The organism is Streptomyces candidus, assembly GCF_014207445.1.
Classification (GTDB): Bacteria; Actinomycetota; Actinomycetes; order Streptomycetales; family Streptomycetaceae; genus Streptomyces; species Streptomyces candidus.
Genome location: NZ_JACHEM010000008.1, coordinates 236,746 through 253,506, shown reverse-complemented (window position 1 = coordinate 253,506; position 16,761 = coordinate 236,746). Strand labels below are relative to the sequence as shown.

The 16,761-nt window shown below is 68.6% G+C and carries 17 protein-coding genes; 6 read left to right on the top strand and 11 right to left on the bottom strand.

The features are described from left to right. Positions 1 to 60: 60 nt before the first annotated feature. The 3 genes from HNQ79_RS17410 to HNQ79_RS33810 all read right to left on the bottom strand — a co-directional run bounded on the left by HNQ79_RS17410 (position 61) and on the right by HNQ79_RS33810 (position 909). Positions 61 to 405, bottom strand: a complete 345-nt coding sequence (locus HNQ79_RS17410; protein ID WP_185032001.1) for a hypothetical protein — start codon at positions 403 to 405, stop codon at positions 61 to 63. Continuing rightward, positions 402 to 566, bottom strand: coding sequence for a hypothetical protein (locus HNQ79_RS17405; protein WP_185031999.1), 165 nt, complete (start codon positions 564 to 566; stop codon positions 402 to 404). Before HNQ79_RS17405 ends, HNQ79_RS17410 begins: the two co-directional genes overlap by 4 nt. A 205-nt stretch (positions 567 to 771) precedes the next feature. After that, complete coding sequence (locus HNQ79_RS33810) at positions 772 to 909, bottom strand: hypothetical protein (protein ID WP_229923126.1); 138 nt, start codon at positions 907 to 909, stop codon at positions 772 to 774. 129 nt (positions 910 to 1,038) lie between these two features. On the opposite strand from HNQ79_RS33810, the gene HNQ79_RS17395 reads away from it, so the two are divergent. The 3 genes from HNQ79_RS17395 to HNQ79_RS34775 all read left to right on the top strand — a co-directional run bounded on the left by HNQ79_RS17395 (position 1,039) and on the right by HNQ79_RS34775 (position 2,536). After that, a complete protein-coding gene (locus HNQ79_RS17395; protein ID WP_185031997.1) occupies positions 1,039 to 1,830 on the top strand; it encodes a helix-turn-helix domain-containing protein in 792 nt (263 codons plus the stop codon). Then, entirely contained in the window at positions 1,827 to 2,048 is a 222-nt protein-coding gene (locus HNQ79_RS17390) for a DUF397 domain-containing protein (protein WP_185031995.1), read from the top strand. Before HNQ79_RS17395 ends, HNQ79_RS17390 begins: the two co-directional genes overlap by 4 nt. Before the next feature lie 122 nt (positions 2,049 to 2,170). Next, a complete protein-coding gene (locus HNQ79_RS34775) occupies positions 2,171 to 2,536 on the top strand; it encodes a DUF397 domain-containing protein (RefSeq protein WP_373312401.1) in 366 nt (121 codons plus the stop codon). On the opposite strand, the gene HNQ79_RS17380 is transcribed toward HNQ79_RS34775, so the two are convergent. The 7 genes from HNQ79_RS17380 to HNQ79_RS17350 form a co-directional block, all read right to left on the bottom strand. Further along, positions 2,455 to 3,690: a restriction endonuclease subunit S gene (locus HNQ79_RS17380; protein WP_185031993.1), complete on the bottom strand. Its 1,236-nt coding sequence runs from the start codon at positions 3,688 to 3,690 to the stop codon at positions 2,455 to 2,457. The two genes, HNQ79_RS34775 and HNQ79_RS17380, sit on opposite strands and share 82 nt — an antisense overlap. Beyond that, entirely contained in the window at positions 3,680 to 6,301 is a 2,622-nt protein-coding gene (locus HNQ79_RS17375; RefSeq protein WP_185031991.1) for a type I restriction-modification system subunit M, read from the bottom strand. The genes HNQ79_RS17380 and HNQ79_RS17375 overlap by 11 nt, the downstream gene beginning before the upstream one ends. A gap of 94 nt (positions 6,302 to 6,395) precedes the next feature. Next, positions 6,396 to 7,067, bottom strand: coding sequence for an RloB family protein (locus HNQ79_RS17370; protein ID WP_185031989.1), 672 nt, complete (start codon positions 7,065 to 7,067; stop codon positions 6,396 to 6,398). 4 nt (positions 7,068 to 7,071) lie between these two features. After that, entirely contained in the window at positions 7,072 to 8,340 is a 1,269-nt protein-coding gene (locus HNQ79_RS17365) for an AAA family ATPase (protein ID WP_185031987.1), read from the bottom strand. 105 nt (positions 8,341 to 8,445) lie between these two features. Then, a complete protein-coding gene (locus HNQ79_RS17360) occupies positions 8,446 to 10,149 on the bottom strand; it encodes a thiamine pyrophosphate-binding protein (protein ID WP_185031985.1) in 1,704 nt (567 codons plus the stop codon). Between the two features lie 605 nt (positions 10,150 to 10,754). Then, positions 10,755 to 11,726, bottom strand: coding sequence for an agmatinase (speB, locus tag HNQ79_RS17355; RefSeq protein WP_185031983.1), 972 nt, complete (start codon positions 11,724 to 11,726; stop codon positions 10,755 to 10,757). A gap of 269 nt (positions 11,727 to 11,995) precedes the next feature. After that, on the bottom strand, positions 11,996 to 12,658 hold the full coding sequence (locus HNQ79_RS17350) for a Uma2 family endonuclease (RefSeq protein ID WP_311772300.1): 663 nt from the start codon (positions 12,656 to 12,658) through the stop codon (positions 11,996 to 11,998). Positions 12,659 to 12,840: 182 nt separating this feature from the next. Here HNQ79_RS17350 and HNQ79_RS17345 point away from each other — a divergent pair, with 182 nt between their 5' ends. Genes HNQ79_RS17345 through HNQ79_RS17335 form a run of 3 tightly spaced genes read left to right on the top strand, consistent with a single transcriptional unit; the run spans position 12,841 to position 15,940 of the window. Continuing rightward, positions 12,841 to 13,998, top strand: a complete 1,158-nt coding sequence (locus HNQ79_RS17345) for an acyl-CoA dehydrogenase family protein (RefSeq protein ID WP_185031979.1) — start codon at positions 12,841 to 12,843, stop codon at positions 13,996 to 13,998. A gap of 23 nt (positions 13,999 to 14,021) precedes the next feature. Next, entirely contained in the window at positions 14,022 to 14,930 is a 909-nt protein-coding gene (gene tesB / locus HNQ79_RS17340) for an acyl-CoA thioesterase II (protein ID WP_185031977.1), read from the top strand. A 32-nt stretch (positions 14,931 to 14,962) separates the two neighbouring features. Continuing rightward, positions 14,963 to 15,940: a cation diffusion facilitator family transporter gene (locus tag HNQ79_RS17335; RefSeq protein WP_185031974.1), complete on the top strand. Its 978-nt coding sequence runs from the start codon at positions 14,963 to 14,965 to the stop codon at positions 15,938 to 15,940. Here HNQ79_RS17335 and HNQ79_RS17330 read toward each other — a convergent pair. Next, complete coding sequence (locus tag HNQ79_RS17330; protein ID WP_185031972.1) at positions 15,910 to 16,689, bottom strand: phosphatase; 780 nt, start codon at positions 16,687 to 16,689, stop codon at positions 15,910 to 15,912. The genes HNQ79_RS17335 and HNQ79_RS17330 overlap by 31 nt on opposite strands. Between the last annotated feature and the right edge of the window lie 72 nt (positions 16,690 to 16,761).

Sequence of the window (16,761 nt, the reverse complement as noted above, 5' to 3'; positions counted from 1 at the left end):
TGCCCGGACATTTTCGGGTACGTCCCCGGGGGGCGGGGGTGCGTGGAGTGGCGGCTTGGGTCAGACCTCCAGCTCGGGGCGGTCGTCTCCGTCCTCCTGCGGTACGGGGATGCGCGCACCCCGGCTCACCGCGATGCGCCGCACGTCGCGCAGGGACTGGGCCATGCAAGCGGCCAGGAACTGGAGCTGTACGGCGGTGGCCTTGCGGTCCGCGAGGAGGTCGGCGGCGTGGTCGAGGAGTTCGGCGGACATGGTGAGCTGGACGCTCTCGATGTCGTCGGCCATGCGGGAGATGTGCCCGGTGCCGGAGCCGTTGCTGTCGCCGAGGAGATAGCAGGGTTTGCCCTCGGGGCCGACCCAGGGGAGCAGACGGCGGGCGCGGCGGGGGTGGTCGTCGGTCCTCATGCGGTTACCTCGCGGCCGTGGATGATGCGCGGGCCGATGTCGATTCCGTACAGGGCGAGGAGGAGTGCGAAGCGGCGGGCGCGCTGGCGGCGGGCTTCGTCGCTCCGGCTCCGGATCGGGGGCCGGAGAGCCGACCGGGCGAGACGGGAGATAGTGTTCAAATTGTCCTCAACACTTGCCAGTTGATGGCCACGCCCCTGGACGCTCGCTACGTCGCGGGGGTACGTACGTGCGGGGCCGGTCCTTCGGGGCGCTGGGGTGCTCTACGCGCTCGCGCCCTTGGCGATGACGGCGGTGAGCGCGCGGGCGACGGGCGGAGATCTGGCCGAGTTCAATGAGACCGTGCGAGGGAAAGCCCCCGGGGGATCACGGGTTGACGTCCATGGCCGGGAACTGAATCCCGGCCGCGCGGAGGGCACGGGCCAACTCGTCGCGTGCGGCCTCGGCTTCACCGCGCCTTCCGGCCTCCGCGCCCTGTGCGCCCCGGTCTGCTTCTCGCGCCATTTCCTTCACCCTGGCCTTTCGCCTGGACCGCTCTCGTTGTGTAGCGATCCACTCACAGCTTGAGACGAGGCGGGCTACGCTCGCTAGGGGGTCAAGGGTGACGAGGCTTTTCGCGCACGGGAGTTGACCATGAGCAACATCTATGGGGATTGGTTGAAGGAACAACGCGAGGCGGCCGGCCTGACGCAGCAGCAGCTGGCGGACCTGGCAGTCATGACGCGTTCGCACATCTCGCACATCGAGGCGGGGCGGCGGATTCCGTCGAAGGAGGACGCGAGGCGCCTGGACAAGGCGCTGGGTACGGGAAATGTGCTGACTAGCTTCCTGCCGCAGGACGATGCGGCGGTCGCCGACTACTTCGAGGCCGCTCGACAGCTCGAACAACAGGCAACTGCAATCCGCGAGTTCGGGCTCTCGCTTGTTCCTGGCATCCTCCAGACAGAGAGGTACATGCGCGCCGTTCTGAACACGGCGTACCCCCCTCGGAGTGAAGCAGAGTGTGACAGGCTCGTTGTCACACGGCTTGAGCGGGCAAACATCCTCACGGATTCGGTGTCACCCGTAGTGTGGGCCCTGCTCGACCAGGCAGTACTGGCCCGTCCCGCCGGCGGCCCCGCTGTCATGGCAGAACAGCTCATGCACATCGTGCACTTGGCGGAGATCCGTCGAGTGCGAGTCCATATCCTACCGTGTGGGCTAGGCGCTCACCCGCTCCAGCACAGCATGCTGTCGCTGATGTGGTTCGAGGACCAGCCCCCAGTGGCCTACTCCGAGGCCTTGGGCACAGGCAAGCTGCACGACGCTCCAGCCGTGGTCGAATGGCTCCAAGGCGCATACGATCTTGCGCTTGGCGATGCCCTGCCACTACAAGAGTCACTCGCCCTCATGAGGGCGACGGCAAAGGACTACGGACACCCATGACTGAGCACACCATCCGGGACGCTGCCGCCCTGAGCGGCTGGCGCAAGTCGTCTTATAGCAGCAACGAAGGGGGCAGTTGCGTCGAGGTATCGGATGGCTACCACTCAGGCGTGCCCGTCCGTGACTCGAAGGCCCCCCAAGGGCCAGCTCTGGTCTTCCCGGCCACTGGGTGGACTTCATTCATCACAGCAGTCAAGAGCGGCGAGCTCTCCGCCTGAACAACTCACAACACTGAGCAACCGGCCCCTGCTGCACCGGCGGGGGCCTTCATCGTGTCCGGATTGGCTCTGTGTACGACGAGGCGTGCGACCGTGAGAGCAGCGAAGGGAGTAGGGACACCATGAATGAACTCACCGTCGGGGCCATCTCGCCCCAGGCCAGGTGGCGCAAATCTTCCTACAGCGGTTCGGAAGCGGACAGTTGCATCGAGGTGCTGGACGGTTGCCCGGCAGGCGCTCCCGTCCGCGCCTCAAAGCTCCCGCAGGGCCAGTCCTGCTCTTCCCTTGGGCCCCCTGGTCCTCGTTCGTCACAGCAGTCAGGACCGGCACCTTCCCCACCTGATCCGACTCCCCCCGATCGGCCTCTGTCGTGCGACAGAGGCCGTGTCACATCCCCGGCAACCGATCAGACCCTGCCGCTCAACAGGTCATCCACAAGCCCAAGCTTAAGAATCCGCAGCTTGTCCAACTCCTCTTGCTCCAGCTGAATCTGCGAATCGCAAACCCGCAAGGACTCGATGACTCGTCGCTGCTCGCCAATAGAGGGGCACGGAATCGGCATCTCCTTGACCTGCGATGAACTGACAGAGGCGAGATTGGTTGTTTGTTTCGCATTGCGCAGAAAATACCCACGCCCGTCAGTCGAAGCGAGATACGAGGCGAGGAACTCAGGAATCAACTTGAGCTCATTGCACCGCACCCGGAAAACATGGTTCTGATGCAAGCATGGCTTAATGCGACCATCCCAAACCCCTCCGCGCCCAAGCTTATCGAGATCCCCTCCCTCCGTTAGCAGAACATCACCGACCTGCAACAGAAACCTTTTAAGTTCCACAGGAGTGACTCGCACAGTCTTCATCTCTTGGGTAGAGATATGACCGTCCTGCACATTGGCCACCCTGAGATATGGGACATCAATCCCGCCTGCACCGGCGACTACACCTCCTAGAGCGATACCTCCACCGACGTGAGCAACGGCCATGAGCGGAATCTTCCGCCAGCCACCCTCTTCCTCGCTGATACCGGCAGGGGCAAATGCAGAATCCAGAACACCCCGTCGAATATTGAGGAGTTTCACGATCGATTTCTCGATGAGACCCTCACAGTTAGACACAGTTCTAATTGCATCAACGATGCGCCGCTGTTCCGTGAGCGACGGAAGAGGAACGGGCTGCTCCAGATAGTCACTGAACCTGAGGTTCACGAGCCCTGTGGTTTGTTGCTGATATCGCCAGATATCAGCAGACCTGTAGACCGTCGTAAGGTAGTGCGTCAGATATTCCGAATCGATGACTTTCGGATCCGGCCGCAAAGTTCGAAAGAAATTCGAACTTGCATACACGGCACCGTCGGTATTCCGGTTGAATAGAGCCACTCGCCCCACCGGAGTCCCGGGACCACCACCTGACGCTTCCACCAGCAAGTCACCAGGAATCAACCGCTTACGCTGAAGGTCTCCATCAGTAAAGATACGCGAGGCCGGGGCAGCCGATCCGAAACCACCTTTCCCATCGATATTGGTTGCCCGCAGGACAAGGACGTTGCCCACGCGAGCATCCGATGGAGAGTCACCCCAAGCGCCGCTGAAATGACCAACCAGAACCGAAGAGAGGGGAACTTGCAGCCGCGCTTTATTCACCATAGCCGAGCCCTTTCAGGAAATCGGCCATTTCGGCCGCAGCTACCTCGCGAGCAAGCGTGATTTCCTGGAAAGAGCTGCAATATTTACCTTCCCATACCGCATATGAATTAGCCAAGTCGGCCCTACGGCGCGCTACATGGCCGTTCAATTTTGAGGCTAGGTCATCCCTTTCGAGCCCCAACACCACCCGCCGCTCCCCCGCCGCATCCAGCGCCCCCCGCGCCCGGAACAGCCTCGGCAGCAGCTCCTCCCCCAACTGCGGCTGGTCCCCGTCCTTCTTGCCCCGCTCGAACCAGAAGTCCGCCTCAAGCCGCTTGATGACCGCGTTCGCTTTCGCCCGGTCCCTCTTCACCTGCGCCAGCTCGGCCAGTTGCTCGATGCTCAGCTCGACCACTTCGCGTGTGACAGCGTCCTCGTCACCTTCGTCCGAGCCATCGTCCGGCCCCTCGCCGCCCTCCGACGCCTCCGGCTCCGCGTTCAGCTCCTTCCAGCGTGCGTCCAGCTCGGCCTTCCGGGCGTCGGCCGCCGCCAGCTCCTCCAGGAAGTCCGGAGCGATCGCCGCGACCACCTTGTGGTCGTACGCCTGACGGCGCTCCGCCCCGCTCCTCTTCCGCAGCTTTTTCGACTTCGGGTCCTGCTCCGGGGCCAGCATGGTGTCGACGTTCTCGACCCAGCCGTCCACCACTCCCCCGAACCCGTTCTCCGACAGCGCCAGCAAGTCGTACTTGGCCTCGTACCACCAGCCGGCCACCGCTCCCGCCAACGCGTACCGGTCCAACAGGCCCACCCTGCCCAGCCGTTCCACGAACGACTCGATCAGCGAACCCCGCACCGCCATCAGCGCCGCTTTGCGCTCCGACGGGGTCAGCGCAGCCAGCCGCTCCGGCGTCGCCGCCACTGCCTCCAGCTGCCGCGCCTCCGCCTCCCACCACGCGTCGAACGCCGCCCGCAGCTCGTCCTCACGAGGGCGCGCCAGCTCAGCCAGCCGCGCCGCGTCCGGGCGCTCGCCCTCCGGCAGGAAGTCCACGTAGTCCGGGTCCACGGGGTCCCGCTCGGCGAACAGGTCGGTCACCACCAGCCCGTACGCGTCCAGCAGTTCCTTCTTCGCCTCGATCTCCGCGCGCGGAACACCACCCACCAAGTGCGCCCGCACATCCTGCGGCTCCGGCGGCGGCGTGTTGTCCACGTACCGGCGGATGTTGAGGTTGTCGTCGTTGTCGCGGAGTTCCTCGCGCGAGACGGCCCGCGAGAAGCCGGGGATTTCCGCGTAGTCACGGAAAGTGGAAGTGATCTTCTCCGCGTGCTCAGGTAGCAGCACATTCTGCGCGGATTCCTTGTGGAATTCCCGGTCCGCGTTGATGAACAGCACCTTGTTCTTACGGCGCTCTTCCTTCAGCCCCGGCGGCCTCAGCACCAGAATGCAGGCCGGGATTCCCGTCCCGTAAAAGAGGTTCGGGGCGAGGCCGATGACCGCCTCGATGGCATCGTCGTCCAGCAGATTCGTACGGATCGTCTGCTCACCGCCCCCACGGAAGAGGACTCCGTGCGGCATGACCGTGATCGTCATGCCGCCCCGCCCTTCCCGCTTCGTCTCCCACAGCATGTGCTGGAGGAACATCAGGTCGGCCTTGCCGCGCTCGCTCGTCTCCCCGTACTTCGTGCGCTCCGACTTGTAGTCGAGTTCGTCGAGTACGTAGTCCATCGAGAACGGCGGATTACTGAGCACCCCGTCGAACCGGTCCGCGTCCGAACTCGGCACATGCGTCGGCGAAGCCAGGGTGTCGCCCGTGGTCAGGTCGAAGCGCCGCACACCGTGCAGCACCATGTTCATCGTCGACATGATCCACGAGCCGCTGTTCGCATCCTGGCCCGCGAAGAACATGTCCGACGTGTCCCCGCCGTGCTCCTCCACGTACTCCTTCGCGTGGATGAGCATGCCGCCCGAACCGACGCACGGGTCGTAGATCCGCATGCCCTGCTTGGGACCGAGCAGCTCGACCATCATGCGGACCACCGCACGCGGGGTGTAGAACTCGCCGCCCTTGCGGCCGGCCGAGTCCGCGAACTCCTTGATCAGGTACTCGTACGCGGCACCGATCAGGTCCGGGAACTCGAAGTCGTTCGTACGCAGCCGGATACGGCCGAAGTGGGCGATGAGCAGCTTCAGCCGCTGGTCGGCCAGCTTCGCCGCACCCGCCGCAGCTCCGGAGCCGCCGATGCGGTTGAAGTCGAGATGGTCGAAGAGGCCCTTGAGCTTGGCGTTCTGGGACTCCAGGGCCTGGAGCGCCGGCCGCAGCCGATCCTCGGTGATGTTGTGGGTGGCGGAGGAGATCAGTTCCCAGCGCGCTTCCGACGGAACGAAAAGCACATCCGCGGGGTACGTGGACTCCTGCTCCAGGTAGCCGTCCAGGATCTCGGCCGGGATGCCCAGTTCCTTGACCGCCTGCTCACGGGCCACCTCCCGCGCGGCCTCGAACTCGTCATTCGCCCGCTTCAGGAAAAGCAGGCCGAAGATGTAGTCCTTGTACTCGGAGGCGTCCATCGTGCCCCGGAGGATGTCCGCAGCGGCGAACAGATGCCGCTCCAGCTGCGCGAGCGTGAGCTTTGCCAACGGTACCGACTCCCTACGACCCTGGAATGACGTAGGAACCTTACGGCCGTCGGCGGCGGGACCGAAATTGCGGGAGCGAACAGAATCGGCACGATCAGTACGTGGTGATTCGGAGCCCCTTCTCGATGAATTCCGGCATATCGGTGTACGGGTCGCGGCGCGAACGCGGCACGTGGGGCTTGTGCTGCGCGTTCATCTTGTGCGCACGGTCCCTGGCCTTCGTGTAGCTGCCCTTGGGGATCTCTTCGGGCTGCACGATCTTGATGTTCGCCGAGGTCTGCACGAACGGCAGCAGCCTCTCCGCCTCATCGCACACTCCGGAGAACTGAGTACTCAGCACAGGCTTGTGGTGGAGCAGCCGCCACACCTCGAAGCACGGATGGGAGAAGGCCACATGAAGCCCGGCGGCCTCGCCCTCGTCGATCGCCTTCTGAACGTGCTCGTGCTGGTCCCGGTCAAAGAGGACCCAGACTTCGGGCAGAGGGGTCTTGTTCTTCTTCGCCGCGCGAGTCTCCTCCCGCAGTGTCCTCTCGGCAGCTTCCACGAGCGTGATCGGCTTGCGGTCGGGACCGGTCGCCTTGCGGTTCGAGATGTGTACGTCGATGGCCGGGGCGGGGAGTTCCTTGTCGGCGAGCCGTCGCTGCCAGATGATGTCGATGTAGGAGGGTTCGGTCGCCTTGCCCTCGGTGAAGACGTAGACGACCGCCTTGCGCTTCGCCCCGTACGACTTCTTGCCCAGCTCTTCCTTGCCCCTCGTCCGCGCCACCTGCTTAGACCCGCCCCTTCTCGTGCACGTGTTCCTTCTCCCGCGCGCCCAGCAGGCGCCGGGTGATCTGCCCCTCCAGGAGGGCGGGGACTCCGCCGAAGGCACCGGCCAGATAGGACCGCATCAGGTCCTCGCCCTCCCCGGGCTCGGCGGCGGTCAGCGGGTAGATCTCGGTCGCGCCGTCGCGGTCCTTCTCCGTCAGCCAGACCTGTTCGGGGTCGAGCAGCCGCTCGCCGCTCGGGGTGGCCAGGACGGAGGGGTCGTGCGAGGTGAAGACCAGTTGTGCGCCCTCGGGGTTGGCCTGCGGATCGTTGAAGAGCCGGACCACCTCGGCGGCGAACCGCGGGTGCAGGCTCGCATCGAGTTCGTCCACGAGCAGGACCGCCCCCTCGTCGAGGGCGAGGAGCATCGGCCCGAGGAGCGCGAACCACGACCGGGTGCCCAGGGACTCGTTGCGCCAGTCGAGGGCAGTTTCTCCGGCGGCGGTGCGGTGGGTGAGGCGGACCGTCGGCCTGCTCTCGCCCTCGCGGACGGCCTGTGCGTCGGTGATGCCCAGGTCGGCGACCCTCAGCAGTTCACGGATACGGCCCGCGCGGCGCCCTGACAGTTCGTCCGTGGTGAACCGCTCGCGCTCGGCCCGCTCGGTCTCCGGGTCGATCTTCCACAAGTTGCGGCGGAACCAGTGGAAGAGCGGGGAGAGTTGGGGGTGGTTGTCCGTACCCGCCGTGGACAGGAGCAGGGCGTTTGCGCGCGTGCGCCGTACGAGCTGTGCACGGTCCTTGACCCGGCTGCCGGGCCAGTCGTACACCTCGGTGCGCGACGCATCGCGGTCCAGCCACACCTGGCGGTGGCCCCGGGGGTAGCTGTGGATCCACTCGGCTTCGATGCGCTCGGAGCCCAGCTCGAATCCGTACGTCCAGCGCACCGAGTCGATGACGAGGTCGACCTCGAAGAAACTCGGCTCCCGCTGGGCCTTCTCGTCGAATGCGAAGGGCTTGCGCGGAACACCGTCGTAGGACGCCCAGCGCGCGTAGGAGTTGAGGACAGCCGTGCGCATGTCCGTCATGGCTGACAGCACACTCGATTTGCCCGAGGCGTTCGCCCCGAAAATACCGATCAGAGGGAGCACTCCGGCGGTCTTGCCGCCCGCCAGTTCCAGCGGACGCACCGCATCGCCCGGCTCGCTCGCGGGATCAATCTCAGGGACGACGAATGACAGCTCCTGCTCGTCGCGCAGGGACCGTACGTTCGCCGCGCGGAACCTCAGCAGCATGCTGTCCTCCTCTCGCGGCACAGAGTAACCGCACGCACAGACATTCGCTTCCCCCGGCCACCGGGCCCACACCTCGTCGTGGACGGCCAGGAGCACGAGCCTCGCTCAGTCACTCCGGTCCCCGCTGAGGTGAGTGGGCGCGAACATCTTCAGTACGGCTGGAAGCACGACGACTGACGGCCCTGGCGCCTTGAGCGCCGCCGCCAGGTCGGCGGCCAGCGTCTCCGGTGTCGTACGGACCCCTGGCACGCCGAAGGATTCGGCGAGGGCGGCGAAGTCGGGGCGGGCGAGGTCGGTGCCCGTGGTGTCCTCGTACGTCTCGCTCATGTACGCGCGGAGGATGCCGTAGCCGCCGTCGTCCACGATCAGCCAGGTGACGGGCAGTCCGTGCTGACGGGCGGTGGCGAGCTCCGCGATCGAGTACATCGCGCCCCCGTCACCGGAGACGGCGAGGACGGGGGTGTCCGGGTCGGCGACGGCAGCGCCCAGGGCGGCGGGGAAGGCGTATCCCAGTCCCCCGGCGCCCTGGGCGGAGTGCATGGTGTTGGGTCGGGCGGGGTCGAAGGCGGACCAGGCCCAGTACGTCAGGATCGTCATGTCCCAGAAGCTGGGGGACGCGGCGGGCAGGGCCTCCCGGATCGAGGCGAGGAGCTGCTGTTCGGCATCCAGTCCCTGGGCGTCGATGCGCGCGCGGATCCGGCCGAGCACCTCCCGTACCGCCGCGGCGGCGCCCTCGTCTGGCCGGTCCTCCTCGATCGTCTCAAGAAGCGCGGTGAGCGCCGGCCGGGCATCGGCGTGGATGCCCAGCGCCGGGTGGTTGGACTCCAGCTTGCCGAGGTCGGCGTCGATCTGGATGATCCGGCCGCGCGGGGCGAACGTTCCGTAATTGCTGCTCAGCTCGCCGAGCCCGGAGCCGACGACGAGCAGGACGTCGGCCTCCTCCAGGAAATCCGTCATGTGCCGGTCCTCCAGCCAGGACTGGAGGGAGAGCGGGTGGTGCCAGGGGAAGGCGCCCTTGCCGCCGAAGGTGGTGACGACGGGGGCGTTCAGCCGCTCGGCGAGCTGCTTCAGCTTCTTCGACGCGTCGGAGCGTACGACGCCGCCTCCCGCGACGATCACCGGGCGGGTGGCGGTCGACAGCAAGTGGGCTGCCACGGCGGTGAGTTCGGGGCGCGGGGGCAGGTCGTGCGGGGTGGCGTCGGGCGCGAGCACGACCGGAATCTGTGTCTCCGCCTCCAGTACGTCCTGCGGGATCTCGATCCAGACCGGACCGTGCGGGGCGCTCAGGGCGGACTCCCAGGCCGCCGCGATCGCGGACGGGATCTGGGACTGAGTGCGCGCGAGGTGCACGGACTTGACCACGTCCCGGAACGACGCCTGCTGGTCGCGCAGCTCGTGGAGGTGCCCGTGCCTGCCACCGCCCAGGCCCGCGGCCGGGACCTGGCTGGAGATCGCCAGGACCGGGGCGGATGCGGCCGCGGCCTCCTGGAGGGCGGGGAGGGAGGTCAGCGCGCCGGGCCCGGTGGAGAGGAAGAGGGGGGCGGCCTCGCCGGTGACGCGGCCGTAGCCGTCGGCGGCGAACCCGGCGTTGTTCTCGACGCGCAGGCCGACGTACGACAGCTGCGACCGCCGCAGCGCGTCGAACAGCGCGAGGGCGTGCTGCCCCGGGAGCCCGAAGACGGTGGTCGCCCCGAGCCCCCGCAGCGTCTCCACCACCAGATCCCCACCGGTACGCCCGGCGGGCGGGGCCAGGGCGGCGACGGTCTGGGCGGGGGTGGGCCGCAGGGGGAGGTCGTGATCGTGGGTCATGGGTCCAGCTTCGCGCATGCGGGGGTGCCGGGCGTCCGGGCGGTCGCCTTCGGCTGTGGGCGGCACCTCAGCCCTGGGCGGCCTCTTCAGCCATGGGCGGCACATTCCAGCCCGTCCGGCGTTTGAGGACGCGCGGCGGAGCCGTGCACCGGGCGCAGCCCGGGACGCCTGCCCCCACCGGCGCGAGCTGCGAAGCGTCTTTGCCCCGCGGCGAGCGGCTTAGGTGGAGGGGCGGGGAGGGGCCTTCTCTGCGAAGCGGCCCACCGGTCCGCAGGGTGCGGGTGCGGTCGCGAGCGTGCGGGCGCGAGGTGGTGCGGTCGCGAAAGGGTGCGCTTCGCGCGGGGGCCGCCCCCTTGCCCACCCGTCCCGCCCCCGGGGGGCGGCCCCGCTACCCAAGGAGGCGGGGGTGACGGGTGGGAAGGGGCGGCCCCCGCTACCCAAGGGGGCTGGGCAGGGGGCAGTCAGGGGCGCGGGGAACTGCGCGGCCAGCCACGGCGCACCCGCACGCAGAAATCCCCGCCCGGACGGGCACCCCGGGGGCACCACCCCGCCGCCCAAGGGGACTACGGAGGATGGGGCCCGCCCCCGCCCCGCACGGGAACCGCTCAGCCCCGCTCAGCCGCAATCTGCCGCGACATGATCGTCGTCAGCTCGTACGCCGTGTGGGACGCGGCGACCGAGGTGATCTCCGCGTGGTCGTAGGCCGGGGCGACCTCGACCACGTCGGCGGAGACCAGGTTGCAGGAGGACAGGCCACGGATGATCTCCAGCAGCTCGCGGGAGGTGAGCCCGCCGGCCTCCGGCGTACCGGTGCCCGGCGCGTGCGCGGGGTCCAGTACGTCGATGTCGATCGAGATGTACAGCGGCCGGTCCCCGATGCGCTGGCGCAGCTGGTCGGCGACCTCATCGACGCCGCGCCGCATGACGTCGGCGGACGTCACGATGCCGAAGCCCATCTTCTCGTCGTCCCGCAGGTCCTGCTTGCCGTACAGCGGACCGCGCGTACCGACGTGCGACAGCGCCTCGGTGTCGAGGATGCCCTCCTCGACCGCCCGCCGGAACGGCGTGCCGTGCGTGTACTCCGCTCCGAAGTACGTGTCCCACGTGTCGAGGTGCGCGTCGAAGTGCAGCAGCGCCACCGGACCGTGCTTCTTCGCCACCGAACGCAGCAGCGGCAGCGCGATGGTGTGGTCGCCGCCGAGCGTCATCATCCGCGCACCCGACCCCAGCAGGTCGTCGGCGGCGGCCTCGATGGTGTCGACGGCCTCGTTGATGTTGAACGGGTTCGCCGCGATGTCACCGGCGTCGGCGACCTGGGCGAGCGCGAAGGGGGAGGCGTCCTGTGCAGGGTTGTACGGACGCAGCAGCCGGGAGGCCTCGCGGATCGCGTTGCCGCCGAAGCGCGCGCCGGGCCGGTAGGAGACCCCGGTGTCGAAGGGCACGCCGACGACCGCGACATCCGTACGTCCGCCGACCTCGTCCAGACGCGGCAGCCGGGCGAACGTCGCCGGTCCGGCGTACCGGGGGATGCGGGACGAGTCGACGGGGCCGCGGGGCTCGGAGGAGGGAGTGTTCATACGGTCGAGCGTAGGCAGGGCTGCGGATTCCGCACATGTACGGATGCGATGAAGCGGGGCGCGGTTTTGGCCGCACCGGACAGATCGACACCGACGGGCCCGCCCGAATCACCCCCGGACCCGCACCGCGGCCCCACCGCAACGGTCCGCCCCCCGGGCCCGCAGCGCAGCCCCACCGCAGCGGTTCGCCTCCGGACCCGCAGCGCAGCCCCCCACCCCGGAGGCCAACGGCTCGGCTCGCACCCCGCCCCGCGCCGCCGCCCCGTCCCTCAGAACTGCAGCAGCGCGTCGAGGTCGATCTCCACCGGGAAGGGCACGGACGTCCTCAGCGTCCCCTGGTGCACGGGCATCTCGGGGCTCGGTGCGTACACACCCGCCCCGTGATGCCGCCAGAACTCGTACACCGCCGGCCTGCCGCCCTCGCCACGCTCGACCCGCCAGTAGTACGGGACCCCGACGGCCGCGTACGTGCCGGGCTTGCGGAACCTGTCGTCCGAGCGCGAACCGTGCGAGACGACCTCGACCGCGAGGGCGAGCCTCCCGATGGGGACGCACTCCAGGACCAGCGGGTCGAGCCCCCGGTGGTCGTAGACGACGACGTCGGGCCGGGGCACATTGCCCTCGTCGAGCAGGACGCAGCGCTGCACCCCGGCGGCGTACGGCTGGGTCCGCGCCTGCCGCAGCGCGAAGGCCAGTCCGTCCCGCACCATGTCGTGCCACTGGTCCGTCATTCCCCGCGGCATGATCGCCCCGTCGACGAGGTCCCAGTCGAACGGCAACCGGAGGTCCCGGACCTGGCCGTATGTCCAGCCGTCCGGCGGCGTGAGCATCCAGTTCTCGGTGTTGGCCCGTTCGCACTGCGCTTTCCGTGCTGCTTCTGCGGCCATCGCTGCTCCCTGGGAGGGGACGGTGTCGGAGTCCGTGGCGCTCACGGCCCCGTACGACGTTACCGCCGCCCGCACGGGTGACGCCTGGTGTGGGCGGTGCGCCCCCCGTGTGGTCCCCCCAACACCCCTCTCCTCTGGACACCCCCATAACCGACCGGTAACTTTTGCCAGACAGCTGAGCAAGCGCTTAGCGCCGCCGCTCCCCGAGCTCCGAAGGAGGCGTTCCCGTGCGCCGTACCGTATTCAACGAGGACCACGAGGCGTTCCGGGACACCATCCGGGCCTTCATCGAGGCCGAGGTCGTCCCCGTGTACGACGAGTGGTTCGCCGCGGGTCAGGCGCCGCGCGAGTTCTACTACAAGCTCGGCGAGCTGGGCGTCTTCGGCATCAACGTGCCCGAGGAGTTCGGCGGCGCGGGCCTGGACACGCACAAGTTCGAAGCGGTGCTGTACGAGGAGACCGCGCGCGCGGGCGTCACCTTCGGCGGCTCCGGGGTGCACGTGCTCCTCGCCCTCCCGTACCTCAAGATGCTCGCCACCGACGAGCAGAAGAAGCGCTACCTGGAGAAGTTCGTCTCCGGCGAGGAGATGTGGGCGCTCGCCATGACGGAGCCGGGCACCGGCTCGGACGTCGCGGGCATGAAGACCACCGCGAAGCTCTCCGAGGACGGCACGCACTACGTCCTCAACGGCGCGAAGACCTTCATCACGGGTGGCGTGCACGCGGACCGCGTGATCGTCTGCGCCCGTACCTCCGCCCCGCGCGAGGACGACCGCCGCTTCGGCATCTCCCTGTTCGCCGTGGACACCAAGTCCGAGGGCTACTCCATCGGCCGCAAGCTGGACAAGCTGGGCCTGCGCACCTCCGACACCGCCGAGCTGGCGTTCGTCGACGTGAAGGTGCCGGTGGAGGACCTGCTGGGCGAGGAGAACAAGGGCTTCGGCTACCTGGGCCACAATCTGGCGTCCGAGCGCTGGGGCATCGCGTTCGGCGCGTACGCCCAGGCGAAGGCGGCCGTCCGCTTCGCCAAGCAGTACGTGCAGGAGCGCACCGTCTTCGGCAAGCCGGTCGCCGCGTTCCAGAACACCAAGTTCGAGCTGGCAGCCTGCCAGGCCGAGGTGGACGCCGCGGAGGCGGTCGCCGACCGCGCCCTGGAGGCGCTGGACGCCGGTGAGCTGACGGCCGCGGAGGCCGCGTCGGCGAAGCTGTTCACCACCGAGGTCGCACACCGCGTGATCGACAAGTGCCTCCAGCTGCACGGCGGTTACGGCTTCATGAACGAGTACCCGATCGCCCGCCTGTACGCCGACAACCGCGTGAACCGGATCTACGGCGGCACCAGCGAGGTCATGAAGATGATCATTGCCAAGGACATGGGCCTGTAGCACTCACCTGCTACAACTCGACCATGTCGCACTCATCTCCCGGGGGACACCCCCCGCACCCCCGAGAGGCACTTGACGCCCTGCTCGATCTGCTCGACCTGGAGCAGATCGAGCAGGACATCTTCCGGGGCGTGAGCCGCTCGGCGGTCGTCCCCCGCGTCTTCGGCGGCCAGGTCGCCGCGCAGGCCCTGGTCGCCGCCGGCCGGACGGTCCCAGCGGACCGGCTCCCGCACTCGCTGCACGCGTACTTCCTGCGCGCGGGCGACCCGGCCGCACCGATCGTCTACACCGTCGACCGGATCCGCGACGGCCGCTCCTTCACCACGCGCCGGGTCGTCGCCGTGCAGCACGGGCACCCGGTCTTCCACCTCTCGGCGTCCTTCCAGACGTACGAGGAGGGCCTGGAGCACCAGGCGGCGATGCCCGCCGCCCCGGACCCGGAGGCCCTGCCCACCTCGGCCCAGACCCTGCCCCGGTACGCGGACCGCTTCCTCGACCCGAGCGCCGCCGACCGCATCCTGGAGGCCCGTGCGGCGATCGACCTGCGGTACGTCGGCCCGCCCCCGTACGCCACGGCCGGTGAGCCCCGCGAGCCCCGCTCCCAGGTGTGGTTCCGTACCAACGGCAAGCTCGCCGACGACCCCCTGCTGCACGTCTGCCTCGCCACGTACGTCTCCGACATGACCCTCCTGGACTCCGTCCTGCTGGCGCACGGCCGGGGCGGCTGGGCGACGGGCGACGTGGTCGGGGCGTCGCTGGACCACGCGATGTGGTTCCACCGCCCGTTCCGCGCGGACGAGTGGCTGCTCTACGACCAGGAGTCGCCCTCCGCGTCGGGCGGCCGGGGCCTGGGCCAGGCCCGCATCTACACCCAGGACGGCCGGCTCGCGATCTCCGTCATCCAGGAGGGCGTGGTGCGGGTCCCGCGCTGAACCTTTCGCCCGCCCCGTATTACGGTCCATACATGAGCGAAAAGGGCGAGGAACCCCCTGCGGGCGAAAAGAGCGGCGAGAGCACCTTCACGGTCGTCGTCGCGGCGGTCGCCAACCTCGGCATCGCCGTCGCGAAGGCGGTCGCGGGCGCGATCAGCGGTTCGAGCGCGATGCTGTCGGAGGCGGCCCACTCGGTGGCCGACACCGTCACCGAACTCCTCCTGCTCACCGCGCTCAAACGCAGCGGCAAACCCGCCGACGCCAGGCACCCGCTGGGGCACGGCCCGGAGCGGTACATCTGGGCGATGCTCGCCTCCGTCGCCACCTTCGTCGGCGGCGCGGTCTTCTCGGTCTACGACGGCATCCACACCCTCACCCACGGTGAGGAGCTCGGGAACCCGCTTGTCTCCTACATCGTCCTGGCCGTCGCCTTCCTCCTGGAGGCGTACTCGCTGCGCACCGGCGTCAAGCAGGTCCGGGGCGAGGCCGCCCGGCTGGGCGTTCCCGCCGGCCGCTACTTCCGGCTCACCCCGGACACGGCCGTCAAGGCGGTCGTCATGGAGGACTCGGCGGCCCTGGCCGGTCTGCTGCTGGCGGCGGCCGGCCTGGGAATGGGCCAGCTCACCGGTTCCGGCGTGTGGGACGGCCTCGCCTCCGTGCTCATCGGACTGCTCCTGGTGTACGTGGCATGGGTGCTGGGCCGCAGCAACGCCCAGCTCCTCATCGGCCGCGCCCTGCCGGCCGAGATGCGCGCGGGGGTACGGGAGGAACTCCTCTCCGTCCCGCACATCGAGGACGTCCTCGACCTCACCACCCTCATCCAGGGCCCGTCGGAGGTCCTCGTCGCCGCGAAGATCGACTTCCGGGACGTCTCCTCCGCCGCCGAGGTCGAATGGGCCTGCGAAGAGGCCGAACAGCAACTCCGCGAGCGCTACCCGGCCATCACCCGCGTCTACCTCGACCCGACCCCCCGCCGGGGTCAGAGCAGGCCGGCCGCGTCCAGCAGGTAGTCCGTCATCGGCTCGTAGTAGTACGGGTCGACGACGTGGTCGTCGAGCGGAATGGTCACCGCCATGACCCCCTCCGCCTCCCCGAGGAACAGCGCCGGGTCGTTGCAGTCCGCGTAGCCGATCGAATCGACCCCGCGCTGCGCGGCGCACCCCGCCCACCCGTGGTCGGCGAACACCAGGTCGGGCAGGGCCTCGCCGTTGCGCTCCAGCCCGTCCAGGATCGCGGTCATCGGCGCGGGCGAGTGCGTGTGCCACAGGGTCGCTCCCCGTTCAAAGACCGCCACGTCCGCGAACTGCACCACGAACCCCTCGTCGGCGGTCAGCCCGCCGGGAATCCGCACCACGTCGCACCCGGCCGCCCGCAGCGCCCGCGCGGTCGCCCCGTGCACGTTCAGCAGCGAGCCGGGGTGCCCGGTCGCGAACAGCACCCGCTGCCGGTCGTCCACCGCCTTGCGCAGCCGCGCCGCCGCCCGGTCCAGCGCGTCGACGGTCAGCTCGGGGTCGATGGTGTCCTGCCCGTGCCGGTGCTCCGGGTCGTCACTCACCCCGCACCGCTCGGCCATCACGGCGAGCACGTCCTGCTCGTCCGCCCACCGGTCCCCCAGCTCGATCCCGAGCCAGTAGTGGCGGTCACCGTTCGCGAGCTTGCGGTAGTGGGAGAGGTTGTTGTCGCGCGGGGTGGCCACGTCCCCGGCGATACGCGTACGGACGAGATGGTCGACGAGGGCGGCGCGGCTGAGTATCGGCATGCGTTCCATTCTGCCGGGCGCGCGCGGGGACGGGCCGGGAGTTCCGGCGGGTGGACGAAACGGCGCACGGGC